Source organism: Microcoleus sp. PH2017_35_SFW_U_B (assembly GCF_020737865.1).
Taxonomy (GTDB): domain Bacteria; phylum Cyanobacteriota; class Cyanobacteriia; order Cyanobacteriales; family Microcoleaceae; genus Microcoleus.
Genome location: NZ_JAEQDE010000069.1, coordinates 135,014 through 155,289 on the forward strand (window position 1 = coordinate 135,014; position 20,276 = coordinate 155,289).

General features: G+C 46.6%; 23 protein-coding genes. 15 read left to right on the forward strand and 8 right to left on the reverse strand.

Features of this window, described 5'->3' with window-relative positions:
* Positions 1 to 12 precede the first annotated feature (12 nt).
* Positions 13 to 912, reverse strand: a complete 900-nt coding sequence (gene argB, locus JGK36_RS19690; RefSeq protein ID WP_293181842.1) for an acetylglutamate kinase — start codon at positions 910 to 912, stop codon at positions 13 to 15.
* A gap of 287 nt (positions 913 to 1,199) precedes the next feature.
* Between argB and JGK36_RS19695 the strand changes: the two genes are divergently transcribed.
* The gene (locus JGK36_RS19695) at positions 1,200 to 1,991 is read left to right on the forward strand and encodes an HAD family hydrolase (RefSeq protein WP_293197427.1); all 792 of its coding nucleotides are present in this window, start codon (positions 1,200 to 1,202) and stop codon (positions 1,989 to 1,991) included.
* Positions 1,992 to 2,505: 514 nt separating this feature from the next.
* Here JGK36_RS19695 and mreD read toward each other — a convergent pair.
* The 3 genes from mreD to JGK36_RS19710 form a co-directional block, all read right to left on the reverse strand.
* Positions 2,506 to 3,072 carry a rod shape-determining protein MreD gene (gene mreD, locus JGK36_RS19700; RefSeq protein WP_293181838.1) on the reverse strand — a complete coding sequence of 189 codons (567 nt, stop codon included), beginning with the start codon at positions 3,070 to 3,072 and terminating at the stop codon, positions 2,506 to 2,508.
* Positions 3,069 to 3,875 carry a rod shape-determining protein MreC gene (gene mreC, locus JGK36_RS19705; RefSeq protein WP_293181836.1) on the reverse strand — a complete coding sequence of 269 codons (807 nt, stop codon included), beginning with the start codon at positions 3,873 to 3,875 and terminating at the stop codon, positions 3,069 to 3,071. The genes mreD and mreC overlap by 4 nt, the downstream gene beginning before the upstream one ends.
* Positions 3,876 to 3,962: 87 nt before the next feature.
* Positions 3,963 to 4,970, reverse strand: a complete 1,008-nt coding sequence (locus tag JGK36_RS19710) for a rod shape-determining protein (protein WP_293181959.1) — start codon at positions 4,968 to 4,970, stop codon at positions 3,963 to 3,965.
* A 330-nt stretch (positions 4,971 to 5,300) separates the two neighbouring features.
* On the opposite strand from JGK36_RS19710, the gene JGK36_RS19715 reads away from it, so the two are divergent.
* The 6 genes from JGK36_RS19715 to JGK36_RS19740 all read left to right on the forward strand — a co-directional run bounded on the left by JGK36_RS19715 (position 5,301) and on the right by JGK36_RS19740 (position 9,808).
* Complete coding sequence (locus tag JGK36_RS19715) at positions 5,301 to 5,660, forward strand: single-stranded DNA-binding protein (RefSeq protein WP_293181834.1); 360 nt, start codon at positions 5,301 to 5,303, stop codon at positions 5,658 to 5,660.
* A gap of 48 nt (positions 5,661 to 5,708) precedes the next feature.
* Positions 5,709 to 6,230, forward strand: a complete 522-nt coding sequence (locus JGK36_RS19720; RefSeq protein ID WP_293181957.1) for a tetratricopeptide repeat protein — start codon at positions 5,709 to 5,711, stop codon at positions 6,228 to 6,230.
* A gap of 92 nt (positions 6,231 to 6,322) precedes the next feature.
* Positions 6,323 to 6,928: a hypothetical protein gene (locus tag JGK36_RS19725; protein WP_293181832.1), complete on the forward strand. Its 606-nt coding sequence runs from the start codon at positions 6,323 to 6,325 to the stop codon at positions 6,926 to 6,928.
* Between the two features lie 215 nt (positions 6,929 to 7,143).
* The gene (locus JGK36_RS19730; RefSeq protein WP_293181830.1) at positions 7,144 to 7,302 is read left to right on the forward strand and encodes a hypothetical protein; all 159 of its coding nucleotides are present in this window, start codon (positions 7,144 to 7,146) and stop codon (positions 7,300 to 7,302) included.
* Positions 7,303 to 7,475: 173 nt separating this feature from the next.
* A complete protein-coding gene (locus tag JGK36_RS19735; RefSeq protein ID WP_293197429.1) occupies positions 7,476 to 8,780 on the forward strand; it encodes a TldD/PmbA family protein in 1,305 nt (434 codons plus the stop codon).
* 200 nt (positions 8,781 to 8,980) lie between these two features.
* A complete protein-coding gene (locus JGK36_RS19740; protein WP_293181826.1) occupies positions 8,981 to 9,808 on the forward strand; it encodes a DUF3153 domain-containing protein in 828 nt (275 codons plus the stop codon).
* On the opposite strand, the gene JGK36_RS19745 is transcribed toward JGK36_RS19740, so the two are convergent.
* The gene (locus JGK36_RS19745; protein WP_293181824.1) at positions 9,805 to 9,987 is read right to left on the reverse strand and encodes a hypothetical protein; all 183 of its coding nucleotides are present in this window, start codon (positions 9,985 to 9,987) and stop codon (positions 9,805 to 9,807) included. The genes JGK36_RS19740 and JGK36_RS19745 overlap by 4 nt on opposite strands.
* A 48-nt stretch (positions 9,988 to 10,035) precedes the next feature.
* On the opposite strand from JGK36_RS19745, the gene JGK36_RS19750 reads away from it, so the two are divergent.
* The 4 genes from JGK36_RS19750 (at position 10,036) to JGK36_RS19765 (ending at position 13,190) form a co-directional block, all read left to right on the forward strand.
* A complete protein-coding gene (locus tag JGK36_RS19750; protein ID WP_293153976.1) occupies positions 10,036 to 10,410 on the forward strand; it encodes a LapA family protein in 375 nt (124 codons plus the stop codon).
* Between the two features lie 110 nt (positions 10,411 to 10,520).
* A complete protein-coding gene (locus tag JGK36_RS19755; RefSeq protein ID WP_293181821.1) occupies positions 10,521 to 10,679 on the forward strand; it encodes a hypothetical protein in 159 nt (52 codons plus the stop codon).
* 91 nt (positions 10,680 to 10,770) lie between these two features.
* Entirely contained in the window at positions 10,771 to 11,583 is an 813-nt protein-coding gene (locus JGK36_RS19760) for a segregation/condensation protein A (protein WP_293181819.1), read from the forward strand.
* Between the two features lie 443 nt (positions 11,584 to 12,026).
* Positions 12,027 to 13,190: an NDP-sugar synthase gene (locus tag JGK36_RS19765; RefSeq protein WP_293181817.1), complete on the forward strand. Its 1,164-nt coding sequence runs from the start codon at positions 12,027 to 12,029 to the stop codon at positions 13,188 to 13,190.
* 357 nt (positions 13,191 to 13,547) lie between these two features.
* Here JGK36_RS19765 and speA read toward each other — a convergent pair whose 3' ends face one another.
* Entirely contained in the window at positions 13,548 to 15,557 is a 2,010-nt protein-coding gene (gene speA / locus JGK36_RS19770; protein WP_293197431.1) for a biosynthetic arginine decarboxylase, read from the reverse strand.
* A gap of 242 nt (positions 15,558 to 15,799) precedes the next feature.
* Between speA and JGK36_RS19775 the strand changes: the two genes are divergently transcribed.
* Positions 15,800 to 15,964 carry a hypothetical protein gene (locus tag JGK36_RS19775; RefSeq protein ID WP_293197433.1) on the forward strand — a complete coding sequence of 55 codons (165 nt, stop codon included), beginning with the start codon at positions 15,800 to 15,802 and terminating at the stop codon, positions 15,962 to 15,964.
* A gap of 4 nt (positions 15,965 to 15,968) precedes the next feature.
* Here JGK36_RS19775 and JGK36_RS19780 read toward each other — a convergent pair whose 3' ends face one another.
* Complete coding sequence (locus JGK36_RS19780; RefSeq protein ID WP_293181811.1) at positions 15,969 to 17,111, reverse strand: helix-turn-helix domain-containing protein; 1,143 nt, start codon at positions 17,109 to 17,111, stop codon at positions 15,969 to 15,971.
* Between the two features lie 385 nt (positions 17,112 to 17,496).
* Positions 17,497 to 18,087, reverse strand: coding sequence for a DUF3611 family protein (locus tag JGK36_RS19785; protein WP_293181809.1), 591 nt, complete (start codon positions 18,085 to 18,087; stop codon positions 17,497 to 17,499).
* 159 nt (positions 18,088 to 18,246) lie between these two features.
* Between JGK36_RS19785 and JGK36_RS19790 the strand changes: the two genes are divergently transcribed.
* The 3 genes from JGK36_RS19790 (at position 18,247) to JGK36_RS19800 (ending at position 19,747) form a co-directional block, all read left to right on the forward strand.
* Positions 18,247 to 18,417 carry a hypothetical protein gene (locus JGK36_RS19790; RefSeq protein ID WP_194065476.1) on the forward strand — a complete coding sequence of 57 codons (171 nt, stop codon included), beginning with the start codon at positions 18,247 to 18,249 and terminating at the stop codon, positions 18,415 to 18,417.
* A 488-nt stretch (positions 18,418 to 18,905) separates the two neighbouring features.
* Positions 18,906 to 19,202, forward strand: a complete 297-nt coding sequence (locus tag JGK36_RS19795; protein WP_293181807.1) for a hypothetical protein — start codon at positions 18,906 to 18,908, stop codon at positions 19,200 to 19,202.
* A 116-nt stretch (positions 19,203 to 19,318) separates the two neighbouring features.
* On the forward strand, positions 19,319 to 19,747 hold the full coding sequence (locus tag JGK36_RS19800; protein ID WP_293181806.1) for a heavy metal-responsive transcriptional regulator: 429 nt from the start codon (positions 19,319 to 19,321) through the stop codon (positions 19,745 to 19,747).
* The last annotated feature ends 529 nt before the right edge of the window (positions 19,748 to 20,276 follow it).

The following is a 20,276-nucleotide window of genomic DNA, read 5'->3' on the forward strand; positions in this document are numbered from 1 at the left end:
CTTCAATACATTTTACTTCGTCCCACCGTATCCCGAAGCAACAATCATCGACCCAATACCCGAATCGCTGAAAATTTCTTGCAGCAAAGCGTGTTCCAGGCGACCATCAATAATATGAGCAGCCTTAACGCCCTGAGCTAAACTCCGCACGCAACAATTAACCTTCGGAATCATCCCCCCAGAAACAATCCCAGACTCAATTAACTGTCGGGCCTCTTGAATATCTAACTTCACAATCAAACTGTCTGGGTTGTGATAATCCTCCAAAATTCCCGCAGTATCAGTCATCAGAATTAACTTTTCTGCTCCCAAACCAGCCGCAATCTCTCCAGCCACCGTGTCAGCATTAATATTGTAAGATTGACCGTTTTCGTCCGCAGCCACACTCGACACCACCGGAATATATCCGCTGTTGACCAAAGACTCCAAAATCTGGATTTTTACGCCGCTGACTTCGCCCACAAACCCAATCCCCTCCCGGCCATCTGGACGAGCTTGAATCAGATTGCCATCAATGCCGCACAACCCTACTGCCTTGCCACCAGCTTGGTTAATTAACGAAACAATTTCCTTATTCACCTTCCCCACCAAAACCATCTCCACGACTTCCATCGTCGCGGCATCAGTCACCCTCAAACCATCCTTAAATTGCGGCTCAATGCCCAGCTTTTCCAGCCAAATATTAATTTCCGGGCCTCCACCGTGAACCACCACCGGACGCATCCCCACGCAGGATAGCAGCACAATATCTCGGATTACCTTTTCTTTGAGACGGCCATCCTTCATTGCCGCGCCGCCGTATTTGACCACAATCGTGCGGCCGGCAAACTGTTGAATGTAAGGCAGTGCTTCTGAAAGCACCTGAACCCGATTGGTTTCTACGTTCCGCGCAAAATCGCTGTGTTTGAGCATATGAGGACAAATGGCTAAAAACTTAAGTCTAAAGTTTAATGTCTCCAGCTATCATCAACAAATGCAAAAAGAATGAAGAAGTCATTAGTCAGTAGTCATTAGTCATTAGTCAGCAGGCAGATTAATGCCCCATTCCATGCCCGATCGCCCGTTGGCGCAGCCCTCGAAGAGGATCCCGAATTTAAATAGGTTTTCTTAATAATCTAAGTTTAATCTTTCTATTCTAACTTATACAATTCTTGCTAAAGTAAATAAATGTATCGCTACCCAGATTTACTTAACCTTTTATGTTAACTGCTGTCACACCGGACTCCGAAAACCTTCAGTACAAGCTACCATCAGACGCTGACTCGTCCCCCCGGATGACCGTATTTTGCGATTTAGACGGGCCTATTGTCGATGTGTCCGATCGCTATTACACAACCTATCAACAGGGATTAGCCGACACTCAAGCAGCCTACGACGCGCGAGGAATCAACCTCAAACTCCAAATTCTCAGCAAACAGCAGTTTTGGCAAATGAAGCAAAACCGAGTGCCCGATGCTGAAATAGCCAAAAGTTCCGGCTTGTCGGGAGAAGAAATTCACATTTTTCTCGGATGCGTGAGTCGGATTGTCAATCAGCCAGACTTGTTGCACTTAGATCGCATCCAGCCAGGAGTACAATGGGCGATCGCACTTCTGCATTCTCGCGGCGTGCGGCTGATTTTAGTCACCTTGCGGCCGAGAAATCAAGCCGTTCAACTCTTGCAAAATTACGGTTTAGCCAGATTGTTTACCAGCATTCGCGGCACTCAGATGCCGGATGCTGCATATCACAACTATACAGCCTTAAAAACTGAATTGTTGGCTGAAGTTGCAGAAGAATTTGAGTCATCCCTGAACTCGGCTTGGATGATCGGAGATACCGAAGCAGATATCCTCGCAGGACAAGCATTGGGAATACCTACAATTGCCGTTACCTGCGGCATTCGCAGCCGCTATCAACTGCAAAAGCACCAGCCGAATTTCATTCTTAGCGACTTGATTATTGCCGTTCATCACTTATTAGGTTCAGCACCACAAGTGATAGTAGACTGACTACAGTCTTGGACGCATTCCGAATTTTATAAACCGGGTTTTTTACCGAATCAGTGGGCTGATTAGAAGTATTTTCGTAAAAAACCCGGTTTCTCGCTACCCGTGTGTAAGCCCCAATTAAGCTAACTAATAGACCTCTTGCATAAGTCTTCGATCGATCCTTCAACCGCAGATTTCAGACAGATAAACACAGATAAACGCAGATAATTTCAGGGTGTTTTCCGATTTTTGCAAGAGGTCTAATGAAAACTGCCAACTGTTAACTGTCAACTGTCAACTGAGAGAGAGAGAGGGCGGGCACGCTGACGGGTGTAGTTTTTTGGTAAAAGCCTTATCCCATAAGAGTTTGAGATTTTAAGAGGCAAAAGCCCAAAACCTTTGCACTGTCTAGATTTGCTGGGTTTTGCCAGGGGAAAACCTACACCTGTCAGGGGCGGGAACGGGGGCACCGCCCCTACCAACTGTCAACTGTCAACTGTCAACTGTCAACTGTCAACTGTCAACTGTCAACTGACTAAGATTTTTCTAATTTCTTTGTCATTTCCCACAAGCGATTGAGGGGAAAATAAATCACCGGAGCCCAAAGACTGCTGAGAATAGCAGAACACAAAGCCACACGCTGGTGATAACTCCAAATGTCCAGTAAAGCCCGATCGCCCATAGCGAAAAATTGCAGGCCCATCACCGTTTCCGCCACCACCGCCATCCCAAACACAATTAAGGCGATCGGAATCGGATCTCTCTCAACAATATCAGCCGGAATCGACCAGCTTTTCTGCAAAACAACAGTTAAGACACCGACAACAACTAGACTTACAGCATGGGTGGGATGAGGAGCAGTCATCGCATCTTGAAGAAACCCCAAAGCCATACCCATGCTAGCAGCTCCCAAAACTGTACGCTTCCGCTTAATACTCCAAGCTACCAACCAAATTAACAGCCAATTCGGGCTAATTCCCAACAATTCCATTCCCGGCATCCGGGTGGGCAATATCAATATGCACAGCATCACAGAAACAAATGTAACGCCGAAGTTGAGAAATTGGCGCAATCGCGAAGACATCCGAGGTAAACGCTTCATTGCTGCTTTGCTCCCCCTGACGGTGCAGAAGATTCACCCTGCGAAGCCTTGAGTTCGGCTTGCTTATCGTGGGGGTAAACTACCCCCCATTCCAGAGAATTCATCGGTGCAGAAAACTCAACAATAGCTTCCGGGGCCGGAGTTTTATTCAGATCCACCGAAACCACTTTTCCCACCGGCAAACCAGCAGGAAATAACTGGCTGAAAGAAGAAGTTGAAACCACATCCCCAGGCTTGACATTGGGAACATTATCAAAAAACTCCATCACAGCCTGATTTCCGCCTTTACCGTGCATAAAACCCATGTTGCGACTGCGGGTAATTCCCACACCCAATTTACTTGTAGGGTCGCTAGCTAACAGCACCAAGCTAGTATTAGGAGTAACGCTGACAACCCGACCTACTAAACCGCCCGGGCCCATCACAGTAAAATCTGTTTTGATACCATCATTACTGCCGCGCCCCAAAGTTACTTGCTGCCACCAGTGGTCAGCACTGCGGCCGACAATAGGAGCGACAATCCCTTTAGATTTCTTAGCAGACACGTAACCTACAAGCTCTTTTAGCTTCTGATTTTGAGTTTCTAATTCTAATACCTGTGCTTGCAATTCTTGAGTGCGCGCCGAGATGAGCTGCTCTTGACCAGAACCGTTGGCGTGAAACGGACGAGTCACCCAATTGTAAACTTCAAATAGTGCAGCACCTTGTGTTTGTCGAACTCCCCAAGCGGCTGTTACAGCTAAACCTAAAAGAGCAATTTGTAGACGCAGATCCCACCACCTGCGGAGTGTGTTTTTTAGCATAATCTCACTAATCTAAAATTGTTATGTCAGGATTTTAGATTTTAGATGGCAGCCCTAGTTCTAAATCCAAAATCCCAAATTTGTTAACTACATATTGCGTGACGACTGCCCGCTGAAAACCCGTTCCAACTGTTTGTTTTCCAAGACCCTACCGGTTCCCAAAACTACGCAGCACAGAGGATCTGCTGCCACGTGAGTGACAATTCCTGTTTCGTGACTGATCAGAGTATCTAAACCTTTCATCAGCGCCCCACCACCGGCCAGCATAATTCCTCTGTCAATAATATCTGCTGCTAATTCCGGGGGAGTGCGTTCCAAAGTACGCTTGACGGCTTCCACGATTACTGAAAGAGGTTCCGACATACTTTCGCGAATTTCTGGGCCTTTGATCGTAACAGTTCGTGGCAAACCGGAGAGCAAGTGCAACCCACGCACTTCCATCATCACGTCGTCATCCTGTGGAGTTGGATATGCTGAACCAACCTGAATTTTAATTTCTTCAGCAGTACGTTCGCCGATCACCAAATTGTGAACTTTTTTCATGTATTGGACGATCGCCTCATTGAGTTCATCGCCCGCCACCCGGACTGACTCACTGATCACCGTACCTTGCAAACTCAAAACCGCAACTTCCGTCGTACCCCCACCGATATCTATAATCATATTGCCAGTCGCCTCAGCCACAGGCAGTCCAGCCCCGATCGCCGCAGCGATAGGTTCATCAATTAACCGTACTTCTCTAGCACCAGCTTGAGTAGCCGCCTCAATGACAGCCCGCCTCTCGACTCCAGTGACACCGCTGGGGATGCCAATAATGATCCGCGGCGAAACTAAGCTTTTGCCTTCGTGAACCCTGCGGATAAAAGTCTTGAGCATGAGTTCGGCAGTATCGAAGTCGGCGATTACCCCGTCACGCAGCGGGCGCAGTGCTATGACGTTCCCAGGCGTGCGCCCGAGCATTTTTTTAGCATCTTCTCCAACCGCCAGCGGTATTTTTAAGTCTTGATCGATCGCCACTACGGACGGTTCTTGCAGAACAATACCTTTGCCGGATACATAAACGAGCGTGTTAGCAGTACCGAGGTCGATACCCATATCTCTAGATAAGGAAAATCGATTGAGAAGACCCACTGATTTGTACCCCCCCAAAACTAAAATACTAATGTGTGCAATAATGTTGTTACAAAAGTGTAACCGAGGTGGATTCTATTACGTTTTTCATCCTGAGTCTAGTCAGAAATGTACATTGTCGAGCATATGTTGAATTCAGGCTCGCCAATCATCCACAATAAATATGTTCTGGTAAGTGGGTGTAAAATCAGGATGAAGCCCTGATTCGCGCTGTTCCAAGTTAATTTTGGAGGATCTCGCCGTTCAGGGAGATTTTAACTACATCACCAATCGAGCACATTCCCGAAAAAATTTATGAGTCTTAATGTTGTGACTTTGGTCGGCCGCGTCGGTGGCGACCCGGACGTGAAGTATTTTGAGTCTGGTACAGTTAAGTGCAAGTTGACGCTAGCAGTGAGGAGGCGATCGACCAAGACCGACGAACCAGACTGGTTTACCCTCGAAATCTGGGGAAAAACAGCCCAAATTGCTGCTGACTACGTTCGCAAAGGTGCTCAAATAGGGGTAACAGGCTCTTTGAAGTTCGATCGCTGGCAAGATCGGAGCACCGGAGCAAATCGATCGATGCCTGTCATCAGAGTAGACCAGTTAGACTTACTGGGTTCCAAGCGTGACAACGAGTCCGGTATGTCGTCAAACAACAGCGAATTCTAGGGTTTGGGGAATTTGGGAAAATAATATTTGTCAATTGGGTGGGCGCTGGTGACTTCAGAAAAGTTAGAAATAGTTGAAACTGAGTACCAAGCTGGTCGAGTAGCTTTTGAGAGCGGCCGCTACGGTCAAGCTATCCAAAGTTTAGAAACAGCGACAGGTTTGGTCGATCGCACTTCCCGGCTAGGTGGCGAGGTGCAGATGTGGCTGGTGACAGCCTACGAAGCCTCTGGCGACACAGAAAGGGCGATCGAGCTTTGCCGCAAACTCACCCGCCATCCCCGCCAAGAAACCCGCCAACAAGCAAAGCGCCTGCTATTCATTCTCGAAGCCCCCAAACTCAGTATCCCTGACGAATGGACAGTAAAAATTCCCGATTTAGCAGCTTTGGATGAAAATAAATCAATCAATTTTCAAGCCAATCCGAACGCTGATATCAAGTACGCCAAACCCAAGCCAGTTGTAGCCGAACCTGTAGATTTGAGCCAAGTTAATACGAAAGATAACAGGTTTATCTGGGTGGCGTTAATTGCGATAGTTTTGATTTTAGGTGGCTTATTTATCAATTATTAATCATTTGATTTGTGAAGGCGAGCTGCGCGACTTCTTTAAGAGGTTGGGGAGCTAACACAAGAACGTTTTACGTTATTCAGATAAGTTAAGCAATGCCTTTTAGCAGTTATAAAAGCATCAGCGCCGTCGCCAAGGAATTCCAGATTAATTACCTGCGGGATAACTTCATTGTCGAAACAGAATTTGCAGTCAGCGACATTTTTCGGAATGAATTAGAACTGATTTTCAATGAGGGAGTATTTGACAACTCGGAAATCGCCATTTGTGAAAATATCATTTATCCTGTTTTGAAAGAAGTTTGGAAAATTTATCGCAGTAATTTCCTCCTCTGGAGTCACCAAACCTTAGTCTACAATGAAAATTTGTCAGGGATTCCAGATTATATATTGGCAAAGCGCTCCAGCCTTGGGACAGTAGTTTTTGATAAGCCCTATTTCATCTTAGTTGAAGCCAAGAAAGAGAGCGCCTTTGATGAAGGATGGGGGCAGTGTTTAGCAGCAACGATCGCTGTGCAGCGACTGAACAATGAACCAGAACAAACTATCTTTGGGATTGTTTCTAATGGGGCAATGTGGCAATTTGGCAAGCTCAAATTAGAAATGTTTACTCAAAATAAAGTTTTCTATACAATTCAGGACTTAGAGCGACTGTTTGCAGCGGTTAACTATGTTTTTCAACAGTGCGAATTACAATTATAGAGGAATGAACTTCGGCTTGACGCGCGGGTATCGAGAAACCTGGTTTTTATCTAATACTTCGCTGTAGCCGACAGATTCGCGAAAAACCCAATTTCTAAGTTTTGACGCGTGGATGTCCAGAAACCAGAATTTTCTGACAATACTTCGCTGTAGCCGGTAGATTCGCGAAAAACCCGGTTTCTAAGTTTTTGCAAGGAACAACTGCTACTTTCGCAATGCTTGGACAGTTGTTAGCAAAGCAGGGATATTTTGACCAAGCTTTCAATTATTTACAGCAATCTTTGGAGATTTTACAGCATTTGCGATCGCCCGACGTGGAGACAGTGAACGAAATTATTGCTAGAGTTCAGCAGATGGCTGGAGATCGATCGTAAGTTTGCGCGCGCGATTTAGAAACCCGGTTTCTCGCGAATATCTCGTGAGGATGCGTAAAATCTCGTAGAAACCCGGTTTCTTCGACTAGGCGTGCGGGATTTAGAAACCCGGTTTCTGGCCACACCCAAAATCGCTAAAATAAAATAAAGACCAAACCAGAAAGGCGATTATTGTGAGCGATTCAACCATAGAGCAGATTTTGAAATTGGCAAGTCAGCGAGCGGATGCCGCTGAAGTATACTATCTGTCCAGTCAAGACACGCCGATCGAATTTGAGAACAATCGCCTCAAATCCCTCCAAACCAAAGCCCTCCGAGGCGTAGCACTCCGGCTGATTTACAATGGCAAAATCGGCTTTGCTAGTTCCACCGATTTAACCCGGATAGACGATTTAGTCGATGCAGCCATTCAAACCGCCGAAATCGGCGACCCCGCAGAATTTGAACTGGCTTCCGACTTCCACCTAAAAGGCCCGGAAACCACCTATACTCCGCCCACAACAGCCGAATTAGTCGAAAATGGCAAAAACCTCATCGAGCAAGTCCACGCCTACAATCCCGATATTATGGTAGATGTCGGCTTTCACGTCCGCCACGGCCGCGTGAAAATTGCCACGACGCAAGACGTGTATGCCGAAAGAAGCAGCCAAATAGTCAGCGGGACGATCGCAGGAAATTTGGTAGTAGGAGAAGACTTTATGCAAGCATACAGTTACGACGTAGCGCGCGATCGACCCCTCGACACCAACAGCATCCTGCAATCACTCCTCGAAAAATACCGCCTCGCCGAACATTCAGCCACCATCGCCAGCGGTTCCTACCCAGTATTATTTACCCCCAGAGCCGCCGCCAGCACCCTCGGAGGCCTCTTTGATACCATCCTTTCAGGTCAAGCAGTAGTTCAAAAAGCCTCTCCCCTAGCCGACAAAATCGGCGAAACCTTATTTGACGAACGCTTCACCTTTTTTGAAGACCCCACTTTGGGCCCATCTGCTTGTCCCTTTGACGACGAAGGAACCCCCACCACCCGCAAAGTCTTAATTGACAAAGGAACTGTCACCGGATTTTATTGGGATCGCAGGTGGGCTGCTCGCGCCGGTGTACGATCGACTGGCAACGGTTTTCGTGGCGGATTGTCTCGCCCGGGCCCAAACTTGACCAACTTCTGCATTTCCCCAGGAAACACCAGCACCCAAGACTTGATTGCTAGCATGGATGAAGGTCTCATAGTAGAACAAGTTTTAGGTGCCGGTCAGTCCAATCAGTTAGCTGGCGAATTTTCTGTCAACTTGGACTTAGGCTATAAAGTAGAAAAAGGCAAAATTGTCGGTCGCGTCAAGAATACAATGGTGGCAGGCAGTATTTTTGAAGCCTTTAAAAATTTGGCAGATTTAAGCAGCGAAGCCGAATGGGTAGGCGGTGGAGCATATTTACCGAGTATGCTGTTTCAACAGTTGGGTGTAGCTTCGAGGCAATAAGTTCAGTGCGGTTAATTTCAGGTGACTCCGACACAGCCACAAAAAAAACTGTTTCTGTCACCAATCGACTGCTATAAAATAGGTTTGTAGTGAGGACTTTAGTCCTCTTATCTTAGTTGAGTCAAGAAGGACTGAAGTCCTCACTACAAACCTGGCTTTGCTAATTCATGCAAATAGGAAAAAATAGGGAAAAAGGTACCATGAAAGAGCAAAATGTCAAGGATGGAACTGGGAAGAAGAAAAAGCACTTTTTCTTTCTTTTACCTTTGGTTTTTTGCATTTTAAATTTAGTGACTGGATGCGTTCAGTACGATGTCGGAGTCAACTTTGACAGTCAAACTCACGGCGCAATGGTGCAGCACATTAAACTGGGGGAAAGGTTGACAAGCTTCAGCAGCGAAACAGTTGGAGATTGGTTGAAAAGTGTAGAGAAGCGGGCGAGATTGCTCGACGGAAAAACTAAACGGCTTTCTGAGAGAGAAGTTATAGTGACGATTCCATTCAATAATGGAGCCGAATTAGAAGACAAGTTCAACCAATTTTACAATCCGATCGCACAAACTGCCAAATCTCGCGTCGCAAGTCCCCTAGAAACCGATTTGCCCAAGTTTGAATCTCACCTGAGTGTCAAGCAGAATAATTTGTTATTGGTGCTGCGAAATCGGTTAAGTTTGGAATTGGATTTGCGCTCTCTGGCTCTGGTTTCCTCAAACGGCAGTCCTCTGCTGAATCCGGGGGGACTTTTGGAGCTAGACTTTAGCTTGAACACGCCTTGGGGTGCCGAAAATATTGAAACGAATGTCGCCGGTGCGCTGGTTCCCCAAAGCTATCAGCAGGGAAAGCAGTTAGTGTGGAAGCTGAAACCTGGAGAAGTTAACTATTTGGAGGCGACATTCTGGATTCCAAGTCCCGTAGGAATTGGGGCGCTGATTATTGCCTTATTTGTGGCGGCGGGCATTGCTGTAAAATATCAAATATTGCCAGCCCTCTTAATCGGTAAAAAACAGCAAAACATCGGTCAAGCCTAAATATGTTTCTCAGTTGGAGGTCGCAGTTGGATGACTGAACTTTTGGTCATCCAAGGGAGAATCATCAAGATGCGATCGGATTTTTTATCAATTGAGTCGCCGGATACAATGATTAATTGACCAGACTTGATATTATTAAACAAACAGCCAGCATCTACTAAAAAATAGTTAGTTGACAAATAGCAAAGAATTTGCTTGACCCAAATTGAGAATTAGGAACAGAGAAAATGCGATCGCTAAATTTCTTCTTCATCTTTCTGATTTGCTTGGCTCTAGTATTGTTCAGCATCGAAAATACAGAGCCGACCACCGTTCAAATTATTAAAGGCGTCCAAGTTAAAGCCCCGCTGTGCGTAGAACTAATTGTAGCGACAGGATTGGGAGCTGTTTTAGCGTGGCTGTTCAGTTTGTGGTCGAGAATGCAGCGAACCCTCGCCTCTCGCCAAGAAATCCGCCAAGTTCGCGAAAAAGAGCAGCAAATTCAGGAGTTACAACAAGATATCGAACGCTATAAAGCAGAAGTAGAAGCAAAACAACCTTTGTTAGAAAGTGCAGAACTGACAAGTTTAGGAACAGCAGCAGCCGAGGTCAAAGCTGGTTAAATAATGTATCTGGCAATTAAATTGAGTTATTCGGGTGCATCTCACTTTAGAAGAGGGCGAAGCATGACCGCATATAAGTTATTAGTTATAATCTCATATTCACGGAGGTCATGCTTCGCCCCTACAAACATATTTTCAAAACTCAGATGCACCCAGTTTCTATCTGGTTTGTGGCGATGGAAAATCTCAAATCTCATTTCTGTACCCACGGTTGGCTAGAAACTAATACGGTTTGTCTGAGAACAACCCAAGCCTATTGGATTGATTAAAACCCTCAATTTCGGTTGAAAAACCCGATTTATTGGCGGGTGAGTGTATCAGCCCTAAATCTAAAATCTAAAACCTAAAATCTAAAATCGAATGGTTGTTTCCAGAGACCAAGATGGTTTAGAAACGATTTCTGAGGGGATCGCAATTTTAATTGATTTAGCAGAACGGGGAGAAATCGATCCTTGGGACGTTAAAGTCATTGAAGTGTTCGATCGATGTTTGAGCAAGCTGACCAACGCCTCTGATGCCGATCAGAGTTCGGATTTCTCCGATTTGTCCCACTCCGGCCAAGCATTTTTGTACGCTTCAATGCTGGTTTTGCTCAAAGCAGAAAGTATTGTCCTCTCAGAACCCCCGCCGAATCCCGAATTGGACGAAGCAGCCCTCGAAGACACAGAGCACTCAGGAGGGCGAAATATGCCGCAGCATCTGGAGCGACAACTGCGCCGTCGCGGTGTAGCTCAACTCCCACAAAAACGCCCGGTAACTCTCCCAGAACTAATCGAGCAATTGCAGCTCATGAAAGCAGCAATGGAGCAGACTGTTGCTCCTCGCCGCCGCCCGACTTCAAAAATGCGATCGCAAGCTGCCCAAGCTATCTTTGAGCTAGCTCACCAAGAAAATCTCGTGGAAACTGCTAGCGAGCTCGATCGATTTCTGGCAGAACGGGGCCAGGAAATTGATGAGGGTTGGCTCGACTTGGACAAATTGCTGGAACTCTGGCACCATCACGGTTTTAACTCATCTGTCCACCCCGACCCCCCGCTATCGACTGAGGAAGTTCATTTACCAAATTATGACCGCGTGGGTGTTTTTTGGGCGTTGTTGCTGCTCTCGGCTCAGTCTAAAGTAGAGTTGCTTCAAGAGGAGTTTTACCAAGACCTCAAAATCCGGGCGCTTTGAGCTTGGATCTGCATCAGATAGGCTTATGGGGCCGGTTTACCAGTCCTTGGAACTCTTGACTTCCGGACGAACCTGCCTGTAGAGGACTTTTAGGTACATTCAACCGGACTTGAGATTATTTCTGATTTCTGATTCCTGGTTGGTTAAATCCAGGCAAATTCCGGATAAATGATTGATAGCCTGGTAGGATATCGCCTATAAACAGGTCAGTCGATTTTAGATTTTAGATTTTAGATTTTAGATTTTAGATTTACTCGCAGCGCAGTAAATCTGAGAGCTTGAACTAGCGTCTAAAATTTTGAAATCGATCCGAACGCTCGCGTCGGAAAATTATACCCGTTTTTGGGCGGGGTTATGATGGTGCTGCGATCGATAAAGGTCGCAACCGCTAGCATCTAATTGTTGAGTTGATATCAATTAACAGAGGGTTGAGGAAGTTAATCATGAAAGCGATGATTCTGGCGGCCGGTAAAGGCACTCGCGTCCGTCCCATTACTCACACGACACCAAAACCGATGATTCCCATCCTGCAAAAGCCTGTGATGGAGTTTTTGGTTGAATTGCTCCGCCAGCACGGATTTGACCAGATTATGGTCAATGTTTCCCACTTGGCCGACGTAATTGAAAACTACTTCCGCGACGGTCAAAAGTTTGGGGTACAAATTGGCTATTCTTTTGAAGGGCGAATTGAAGACGGACAAATGATTGGAGAAGCCGTCGGTTCGGCTGGCGGTATGAGGCGAATTCAGGACTTCTCACCGTTTTTTGACGATACTTTTGTGGTGCTGTGCGGCGACGCTTTGATTGACTTGGACTTGACTGCTGCTGTGAAGTGGCACCGAGAAAAAGGGGCGATCGCTACTATTGTAATGAAATCTGTTCCCCGCGATGAGGTTCCCAGTTACGGAGTAGTGGTAACAGACGATTCTGGCAGAATTAAAGATTTCCAAGAAAAACCTTCTGTAGAGGAAGCTCTGAGTACCGACATCAACACTGGTATTTATATTTTTGAACCGGAAATATTCAATTATATTCCCCATGATATGGAATATGATATCGGTTCGCAGTTATTTCCCGCCCTAGTAGCAGCAGGTGCGCCTTTTTACGGAATTAGCATGGACTTTGAGTGGGTAGATATCGGGAAAGTTCCTGATTATTGGCGAGCAATTCAGAGCGTGCTGTTGGGAGAAATTAAAAATGTTTCGATTCCAGGAATTGAAGTGCGCCCCGGCGTTTACGCTGGTTTGAATGTAGCTGTCAACTGGGACAAGGTTGATATTACCGGGCCTGTTTACATTGGTGCGATGACGAAAATTGAAGACGGAGCCAAAATTGTCGGCCCGACAATGATCGGCCCGAATTGTTGGCTTTGCAGCGGGGCGACTGTAGAAAACAGCGTGATCTTTGAGTATTCCCGTTTGGGGCCAGAGGTGCGGTTGGTTGACAAACTGGTGTTCGGGCGCTACTGCGTTGACAAAACCGGGGCGGCGATCGATTTGCAAGCGGCGGCTCTCGATTGGCTGATTACTGATGCCCGTCAAGTGTTACCAAATATACTAGGAGAAGAGCGACGGGCGATCGCAGATATTCTCAGCACTGCTGACTAATTGGTAATTGGGAATTGGGAATTGGTAATTGGTAATTGGTAATTGGTAATTGGGAATTGGTAATTGGGAATTGGTAATTGGTAATTGGTAATTGGTAATTGGTAATTGCTAATTGGTAATTGCTAATTGGTAATTGCTAATTGGTAATTGCTAATTGGTAATTGCTAATTGGTAATTGCTAATTGCTAATTGCTAAAGTTCTTCGTTTGCACTCTACCTAATAAGTCATTAGTCATCAGTTATCAACTAATGACTAATGACCTTGGATGAGGTTCGCGAGCGGAGACAGCACTCCTAATGACTAATGACTAATGCCAACTGCCAACTGCCAACTGCCAACTGCCAAATGCCAACTGATTAGGACTGCAAATAAGTATATTGGGTGAGACTCCGCTCATAATTTTGCAGTAAAAGTTGAGCCTCCGAAAGAGTAATTTTATTTTGCTGCAAAGCTGATTCTGTCTGACGGCGGATGCTTTCAACCAAACTTTCTGCATCGTACTGTACGTAGCTGAGAACTTCTTTCATCGTGTCTCCCTTCACAACGTGTTCGATATGATATCCCGAAGGAGTTAGCTGAATGTGAACCGTATTTGCATCGCCGAATAAGTTGTGAAGGTTGCCCATAATTTCTTGATAAGCACCTCCCAAAAACAGCGCTAAATAGTAAGGTTCTCCAGGTTTGATTGTATGCAGTTCCAGAACTGACTTGACATCTCGCAAATCAATAAATTGGTCGATTTTGCCGTCGCTGTCGCAGGTGAGATCTGCTAAAATACCGCGCTGAGTCGGTTCTTCATCGAGCCGGTTAATTGGCATAATAGGAAACAATTGGTTAATAGCCCAACTGTCTGGCACTGACTGGAAAACAGATAAGTTGATGTAATAAATGGACGCCATCACCTTTTCTAAGTCTTCCAAATCTTCCGATACATAGTCTTTTTGCCGCGCGATTGTCTGTATTTTATCGCAGCAAGCCCAGTACAACTGTTCGGTTTTCGCCCGTTCCGCAATTCCCAAATAGCCTAAGTTAAATAAACTGACTGCTTCTTCCTTGAATTGGATAGCATCGTGATAGACTTCTTGGTAATTTTCGGGAGTGATAGATTGGTAAATTTCGTAGAGATTGCGCGGAATTTGGTGGGCGTTTTCGTCTACTGGTTCTGGTACTTCTCTGGGGACATCGCTAGTTCCGAGTACGTCAAAAACTAGGACTGATTGGTGAGATGCGATCGCCCGCCCGCTTTCGCTAATGATAATTGGCACAGGAATTTTCCGCTCGTCACAGGCATCTTTGACTCCCGCTACTACGTCGTTGGCGTAGTTTTGCATATTGTAGTTTTTGGAAGCGTGGAAGTTGGTTTTAGAGCCGTCGTAGTCAACGCCGAGCCCGCCCCCTACGTCCAAATATTTCATGTTAGCTCCCAATTTAGCCAATTCTACATAGATGTGGCTGGCTTCTCGAATGGCATCTTTGATGACGCTAATTGAGGAAATTTGAGAGCCGATGTGGAAGTGCAGTAACTGCAAACAGTCGAGCATTCCAGCTTTTTCTAGTTCGTTGACTGCGCGGATAATTTCAGGAATTGTCAAGCCAAATTTTGCCCGATCGCCCGTGGAACCTCCCCAGCGGCCAACGCCTTTGGTAGTTAGTTTGGCTCGCACTCCCAAAATCGGTTTAATTCCTAATGCTTTGCTCGCTGTGATTGCGAGTTCTACTTCCTCAATTTGCTCCAGTACAATTACCGAAGTTTGACCGAGCCGCTGCGCTAAAATCGCGGTTTCTATGTATTCGCGGTCTTTATAACCATTACAAATTAACAAAGCCCCTGGAGTTTTTAAGGTCGCCAAAGCAATCATTAATTCTGGTTTCGATCCGGCTTCCAGTCCGAAGTGATGGGGTTGACCGAAACGCACCAAATCTTGAATTAATTGTCGGTGCTGGTTGCATTTGACTGGAAAAACACCGCGATAGACATTTTTGTAATTGTAGCGGGCGATTGCTCTGGCAAAACAGGAATTTAGGCGATCGATCCGGTCTTCCAAAATATCAGAAAATCGAATTAGCAGCGGCAAAGCCAAATTTCGCTGCTTGAGCGATTCTACCAGTTCGCACAAGTCGAGGGAACCGCCGCGATCGCCCTTGGGAGAGACTGTAACGTGACCGGCGGCATTAATCGAAAAATAGGGTTCGCCCCAACCTTGAATTCGGTACAGTTTCTCGCTATCTTCTATTGTCCAAGATTTTTGTGGCACTTGAGCAGCAGCTACCAAAGCACTGTGCGATACAGTCAAACTCGTGACTGTTTGTGCCTGAGTCGATAGCGGCTCGATATCGGAGGAAGCAGCGGTGGCTGGTGAACTCATCTTATCGGAAACCTCTTTTAGGACTGGTCAAATAGATAGTTTATCGCACATATTGGGTTTCCTGATGTACTTGAAAATTCACTTTGGGTGCAAGGCTGAGCGATTTGAGATTTGAGTTTTGAGTTTTGACTCCACAGATAGTTCAAGGTGAGGGATTGAACTTAAAATCTCAACCGCGATTGTTCTCCACAACTCATGTCTTCAAGCTGTGTATCCCATGTGGGTGAACTCCGAAACTCTGTTTGGGAGTTCAACTGCGCCAAGAGTCTTGTCGGACGATCGATCGCCCGACACACTCTCACCCAGTCCAATTTAGACAAGAAAGTTCGATCGGCAAAACCCTGCCAACAAAAGATACTGCGATTGGTTCGTTCCTCCCAATGACAACCGATCGCAATCGCGTGTAGCACTCTAACCAAAAATCACCTCCGGCGGTGCCATGTCAGCCCCCATAATCATGCCCCCGTGACTCTTAGACTTCTTCAAGCCCGGTTGAGGCGCTTTTTCTTGGCTTTTTGGAGACGGTGCAACAGAAGCGGGCGGTGTCACCTGTGGCTCCACTGCATTGGCCCCAGGTACAACGGGTTGCTGCGACAACCAACCCACACCCCCTATCGCCCCAGCCATCAAAGCAGTGTAGCCGATGTACAAATGCACCGGACTCATTTGAAAGCCTTCGCCGGAGTCGGAGTTGGAAGCAGACAAATAGGTACTGGGAATTATTGGACTCGGAGCGGGTTTTGGCAAAGCATTCGCCATCGCGGTGCCGTCTAGCCCTAAGGCGTCGCCCAATCTGCGGATAAAACCTCTAACGTAAATATCTTGGGGCAGTTTGTCGATTTCCCCATTTTCGATCGCTTCGATGTGGTGCAGCGGCACGAGAGTTTGACTGTGGAGTTGCTGGAGGGATAGCGATCGAATTTGCCGTCCCTTACGCAACTCTCTACCCAACTCCCGCAGGCACTCTTCTCGCTCTTGAACTGCTAAAGCTGCTTCCTCTTCCTTGGTAAGTTTTTTCTCCTTCTTGGGAAAACCAAACCCTGGGAAGGATTTAGCGGGGGCGATGACAGTTGCAGGTGCAGCCGAATCGACTTTAATTTCGTCTTTGAGCGCTTCTTTGTTTTCTTCTAAAGTGTTAGAATCTCGATCGCAATTTTCAGTCTCGGACTCTGTTGTAACAGGAGCTTCCACAGCAGCACTGCGCCAATAGAAAACAGGAGCAGGTACTGGTGGCTCTTCTTCTCTAACATAGGATGCGGTGTCACTTGGAGCCGCGACACTCTCTTGGACGACTTGCATTTCCGTTTTGTTTGGTTTGCCAAATCGATCGAATGCGAGCTTGACTGCTTCTCTGCTAACTGCTCTAATTAAAATTTCGGCAGCAGATGCTGCTTCGCCCAACATGGTTTGCAAGCTAGCTAGAGCTTGGCTGTAGGTGTCGCTACAGAGGAGTTCAGCTTCTATTTGACCGAGAACAGAACGAAAACTTTCTTGAGAAATTTCAATAGTTGCGTGATCTGTCACCCCAAAATAAGCCTCGGGTTTCAGTGCCATGATGTTTGTGTTGTCTTGCTAGAAGGTATCTGAGTACGTTCTTCTAAAGCTTGGCAGTGATTCCGGATGCCACTTGGGGGATAGTGGGATAGTCCGGGAGGTGGGATAGTGGCAGAGGGGGAGAGGGGGAGACGGGGAGAGGGGGGAGAGGGGGAGAGAAGACCAATTCTCAATTACCAATTACCAATTACCAATTACCAATTACCAGAAAGAATTGGTTGAAAGCCCCAAGCCTTTGAGGAAGAAATTAAAATCAGACTATTCATTGCTCCAATCCTCGGACTTAAGGGTAGAGGTCACTCTCAAACTGTCAACTGTCAACTGTCAACTGTCAACTGTCAACTGTCAACTGTCAACTGTCAACTGTCAACTGTCAACTGTTGAACTATTGCTTGTGGATGCGATCGAGCAACCAAAGAGCACCGATAATCCCGACAAAGTGGGCAACAGTCGCGTGAGTATTGGCTAGCACCACAAATATGTCTAAAGGCTGAATAAATCTGCTGAAATCTACTGCCGCACCGAACAAAGCTTGCGGCTGAGCTAAAGATTTGGCTAACAGCGTGCCGCTGATAGCTTCTGCACCGATCAGTGTCAGCAGCATTCCTAATAAGTTGCTCATCAGTGTCAACTGCACTTGTTTGATCGTGTCTGCTTTTTTGGGGCGGACAGCGTTGGCGGGCGATCGCAATTCTCTCGACAAGCGGGTGAAACGGAAAGCGCGATACACGCTGTAACCGAGCACTGCCAGCCCGCAAAGAGCAAAAAAGACGCCGCCGCCGGTGCCGGCACTGGTTGAACTTCCAGGCGCAGTGGCGCTGGGGATAGCAAAGGGGATGGCAAAGAGCAAAATAATCGTCGCTACCACCGCCAGCACTGACTGCACCCAGAAGCACACCCAGCCTGCTGTCCGAAGGGCAAAGGCAACTCGCTGTGCAGCTACCGGAAGCTTATCGTTATCTAACTGATTAGTCATATTTTGAACGGATATAATTGAGTGGCTTTAATTGGCAACAGTTTTTTTTAGCGTGGACGGTTGATGGCGGTTAACTCTCCTTATAATGGAAGTAGAAATGTTTAAGATTTGTAACTAACATTCGATTTCACTAGCGTCGATCGCAAGGTATCCAAAGCAATGACACAACTACAACCTACCGTCACTCCCAAACTGGAACAACCAAAGTTTGGCTTCAACAGCTACGCGGAACGCCTGAACGGTCGAGCCGCGATGATCGGTTTTTCCCTAACTTTAATTATCGAGTATGTCACAGGGCAGGGGTTGCTGGCCTGGTTAGGTCTCAACTAATTTTAGCAAGGGCGCGGTCAGTCGATTTTAGATTTTAGATTCTAGATTTTAGATTTGATGCCACAGATTCATGTGGGAAAAAAACAGGAGTCTAAAATTTGGGGATTTACCCTAAGCGAGCGTTGAGGGCTTGTACCCGTTTTTGGGCGGGTCAACCTCATACTTTGTGTGGACTGTCAGCCGCAAGGGTGTCACCATGCTGACCGCGACCACTTCGCGAATTGATTAGAATATTAGTTAGAAATCAAGCCCAGCGACTTGTCGATCGAGAAACATCGGTTTAGACAATGCAAGAGCTAGCTTTGGGTTTGTATGTCGGATGAAATTTTGATTGGGCAAGCTTGGCAATTTGGCCTCGCTCCCGTACAATTCGCGACAGGCGAGAAGATTAATTGAGGTGAAGCTAGTTTCAAAGCTAGAAATCCCGATCGCACCGCCAACTCTAAGTTTTAGAGATTTTAGATAAATATAGAACAGAGTAAAACCACATGAATGCTTCGTGGACGCGACTTTTGAAGTCAGCTTACCGTAGAGAGCCAATTACCAGCTTTGTTATAACAGTGGGCGTTGTCGATGCAGCCATCGGCAGCATTGGTGCGAGCGGCTCTTTATTGGCTTTTGGACTGGGTACTGCTGGGGTAGCGATGGGTCTCCGTTGGTGGCAAGTTTACCGCTCTGAAGCCGAACAACCCGCCCCTGCTGCCGAATACTATCTTCCTCCTCAGTCTTCTCGACCTCAGTTGCCCACGCTCAACAACGTGTCTAAGAAAAATCCTCCTTATTAAGATTAGCGCGCAACGGCGACGGGGGTGAGGTGGCGATCGCGCCACTCTGCATCTGAGGCATTACTAAACATAGGATCAAAAAAGTCTTTCGATCTTCGATCTTTGAGGCTTGCTGTATGAATATTACTGTTGCCGAGAAACTGTACAAAATTGGCTCTGTAGCGGGTTGTAGCGGTTTATCGGTGAAAACTGTTCGTTACTATGACGAAATGGGCCTGCTGTCTCCGGCGGTAGAGCGATCGCCGGCTGGTTATCGCTTGTTTGGGGAAGCGGTATTCAACAGGTTGGCGTTTATTAAACGATCTCAGGCTCTGGGTTTGAGCCTTCAGGAGATTAAGGATATTTTACAAGTTCGCGATCGGGGAGAGTTGCCTTGCTCTGAAGCGAAGCAGCATCTAACGGCCAAGGTTGAGGCAATTTCCGGGCAAATTGCAGCGTTAGAAACTTTGAAAGGAGAATTGCAAGGAATTCTCAACCGCTGGCAAGAGAAACCCTCGCCGGAGTGTATTACTCGCACCATTTGTCCGAACATTCAGCGGGATTGAGCAACGGCAGAAAGATACAAAAAAAGGGAAGGAATTATCGGTTTCCTTCCCTTTGTGGTTTGGTTTGTGGTTTGGTGGGCGATCGTTTGGGCGATCGTGCTGAGCTTTTAACTTTTTTCGGAGAGTTTGCTGTTGCTTTTTGAGCTGTCTAGCTCTGGCCGAGCCACCTTTGCCTTTAGAGTTTCTGCCCTCGTTGCGGGGAGACTCCCAACTTTTTAGTCTCATGTTTTTATTATATGTGTACTACTTACATAATACACTATTACCATTGCACTGTCAAGTAGTTGGTTTAATAGCTGGTAAAAGTATAGTCATTTATAGACATGGGAGGCTTCAAGTCCCTCCCCCTTCACTTTCACTTTAAGCGGATTGACCCGCCTCGGCTGAACTACGCAGCTCGCTATCCCATCGCCGAACGCATTTGGGATTGCTTTGATAGAGTCGAGGGAATAATTACTCATTCCCCCTCTCCTTCAAAACCGTACTTGTGACTTTCACCACATACGGCTCCTCAATGACCTGGCTCTTG

Excerpts from the sequence above, each read along its gene's own strand:
- argB (WP_293181842.1), bottom strand. The coding sequence starts at position 912 with ATGCTCAAACACAGCGATTTTGCGCGGAACGTAGAAACCAATCGGGTT.
- JGK36_RS19695 (WP_293197427.1), top strand. The coding sequence starts at position 1,200 with ATGTTAACTGCTGTCACACCGGACTCCGAAAACCTTCAGTACAAGCTA.
- mreD (WP_293181838.1), bottom strand. The coding sequence starts at position 3,072 with ATGAAGCGTTTACCTCGGATGTCTTCGCGATTGCGCCAATTTCTCAAC.
- mreC (WP_293181836.1), bottom strand. The coding sequence starts at position 3,875 with ATGCTAAAAAACACACTCCGCAGGTGGTGGGATCTGCGTCTACAAATT.
- JGK36_RS19710 (WP_293181959.1), bottom strand. The coding sequence starts at position 4,970 with ATGGGTATCGACCTCGGTACTGCTAACACGCTCGTTTATGTATCCGGC.
- JGK36_RS19715 (WP_293181834.1), top strand. The coding sequence starts at position 5,301 with ATGAGTCTTAATGTTGTGACTTTGGTCGGCCGCGTCGGTGGCGACCCG.
- JGK36_RS19725 (WP_293181832.1), top strand. The coding sequence starts at position 6,323 with ATGCCTTTTAGCAGTTATAAAAGCATCAGCGCCGTCGCCAAGGAATTC.
- JGK36_RS19730 (WP_293181830.1), top strand. The coding sequence starts at position 7,144 with ATGCTTGGACAGTTGTTAGCAAAGCAGGGATATTTTGACCAAGCTTTC.
- JGK36_RS19740 (WP_293181826.1), top strand. The coding sequence starts at position 8,981 with ATGAAAGAGCAAAATGTCAAGGATGGAACTGGGAAGAAGAAAAAGCAC.
- JGK36_RS19750 (WP_293153976.1), top strand. The coding sequence starts at position 10,036 with ATGCGATCGCTAAATTTCTTCTTCATCTTTCTGATTTGCTTGGCTCTA.
- JGK36_RS19755 (WP_293181821.1), top strand. The coding sequence starts at position 10,521 with ATGCTTCGCCCCTACAAACATATTTTCAAAACTCAGATGCACCCAGTT.
- JGK36_RS19760 (WP_293181819.1), top strand. The coding sequence starts at position 10,771 with ATGGTTGTTTCCAGAGACCAAGATGGTTTAGAAACGATTTCTGAGGGG.
- JGK36_RS19765 (WP_293181817.1), top strand. The coding sequence starts at position 12,027 with ATGAAAGCGATGATTCTGGCGGCCGGTAAAGGCACTCGCGTCCGTCCC.
- speA (WP_293197431.1), bottom strand. The coding sequence starts at position 15,557 with ATGAGTTCACCAGCCACCGCTGCTTCCTCCGATATCGAGCCGCTATCG.
- JGK36_RS19780 (WP_293181811.1), bottom strand. The coding sequence starts at position 17,111 with ATGGCACTGAAACCCGAGGCTTATTTTGGGGTGACAGATCACGCAACT.
- JGK36_RS19785 (WP_293181809.1), bottom strand. The coding sequence starts at position 18,087 with ATGACTAATCAGTTAGATAACGATAAGCTTCCGGTAGCTGCACAGCGA.
- JGK36_RS19790 (WP_194065476.1), top strand. The coding sequence starts at position 18,247 with ATGACACAACTACAACCTACCGTCACTCCCAAACTGGAACAACCAAAG.
- JGK36_RS19795 (WP_293181807.1), top strand. The coding sequence starts at position 18,906 with ATGAATGCTTCGTGGACGCGACTTTTGAAGTCAGCTTACCGTAGAGAG.
- JGK36_RS19800 (WP_293181806.1), top strand. The coding sequence starts at position 19,319 with ATGAATATTACTGTTGCCGAGAAACTGTACAAAATTGGCTCTGTAGCG.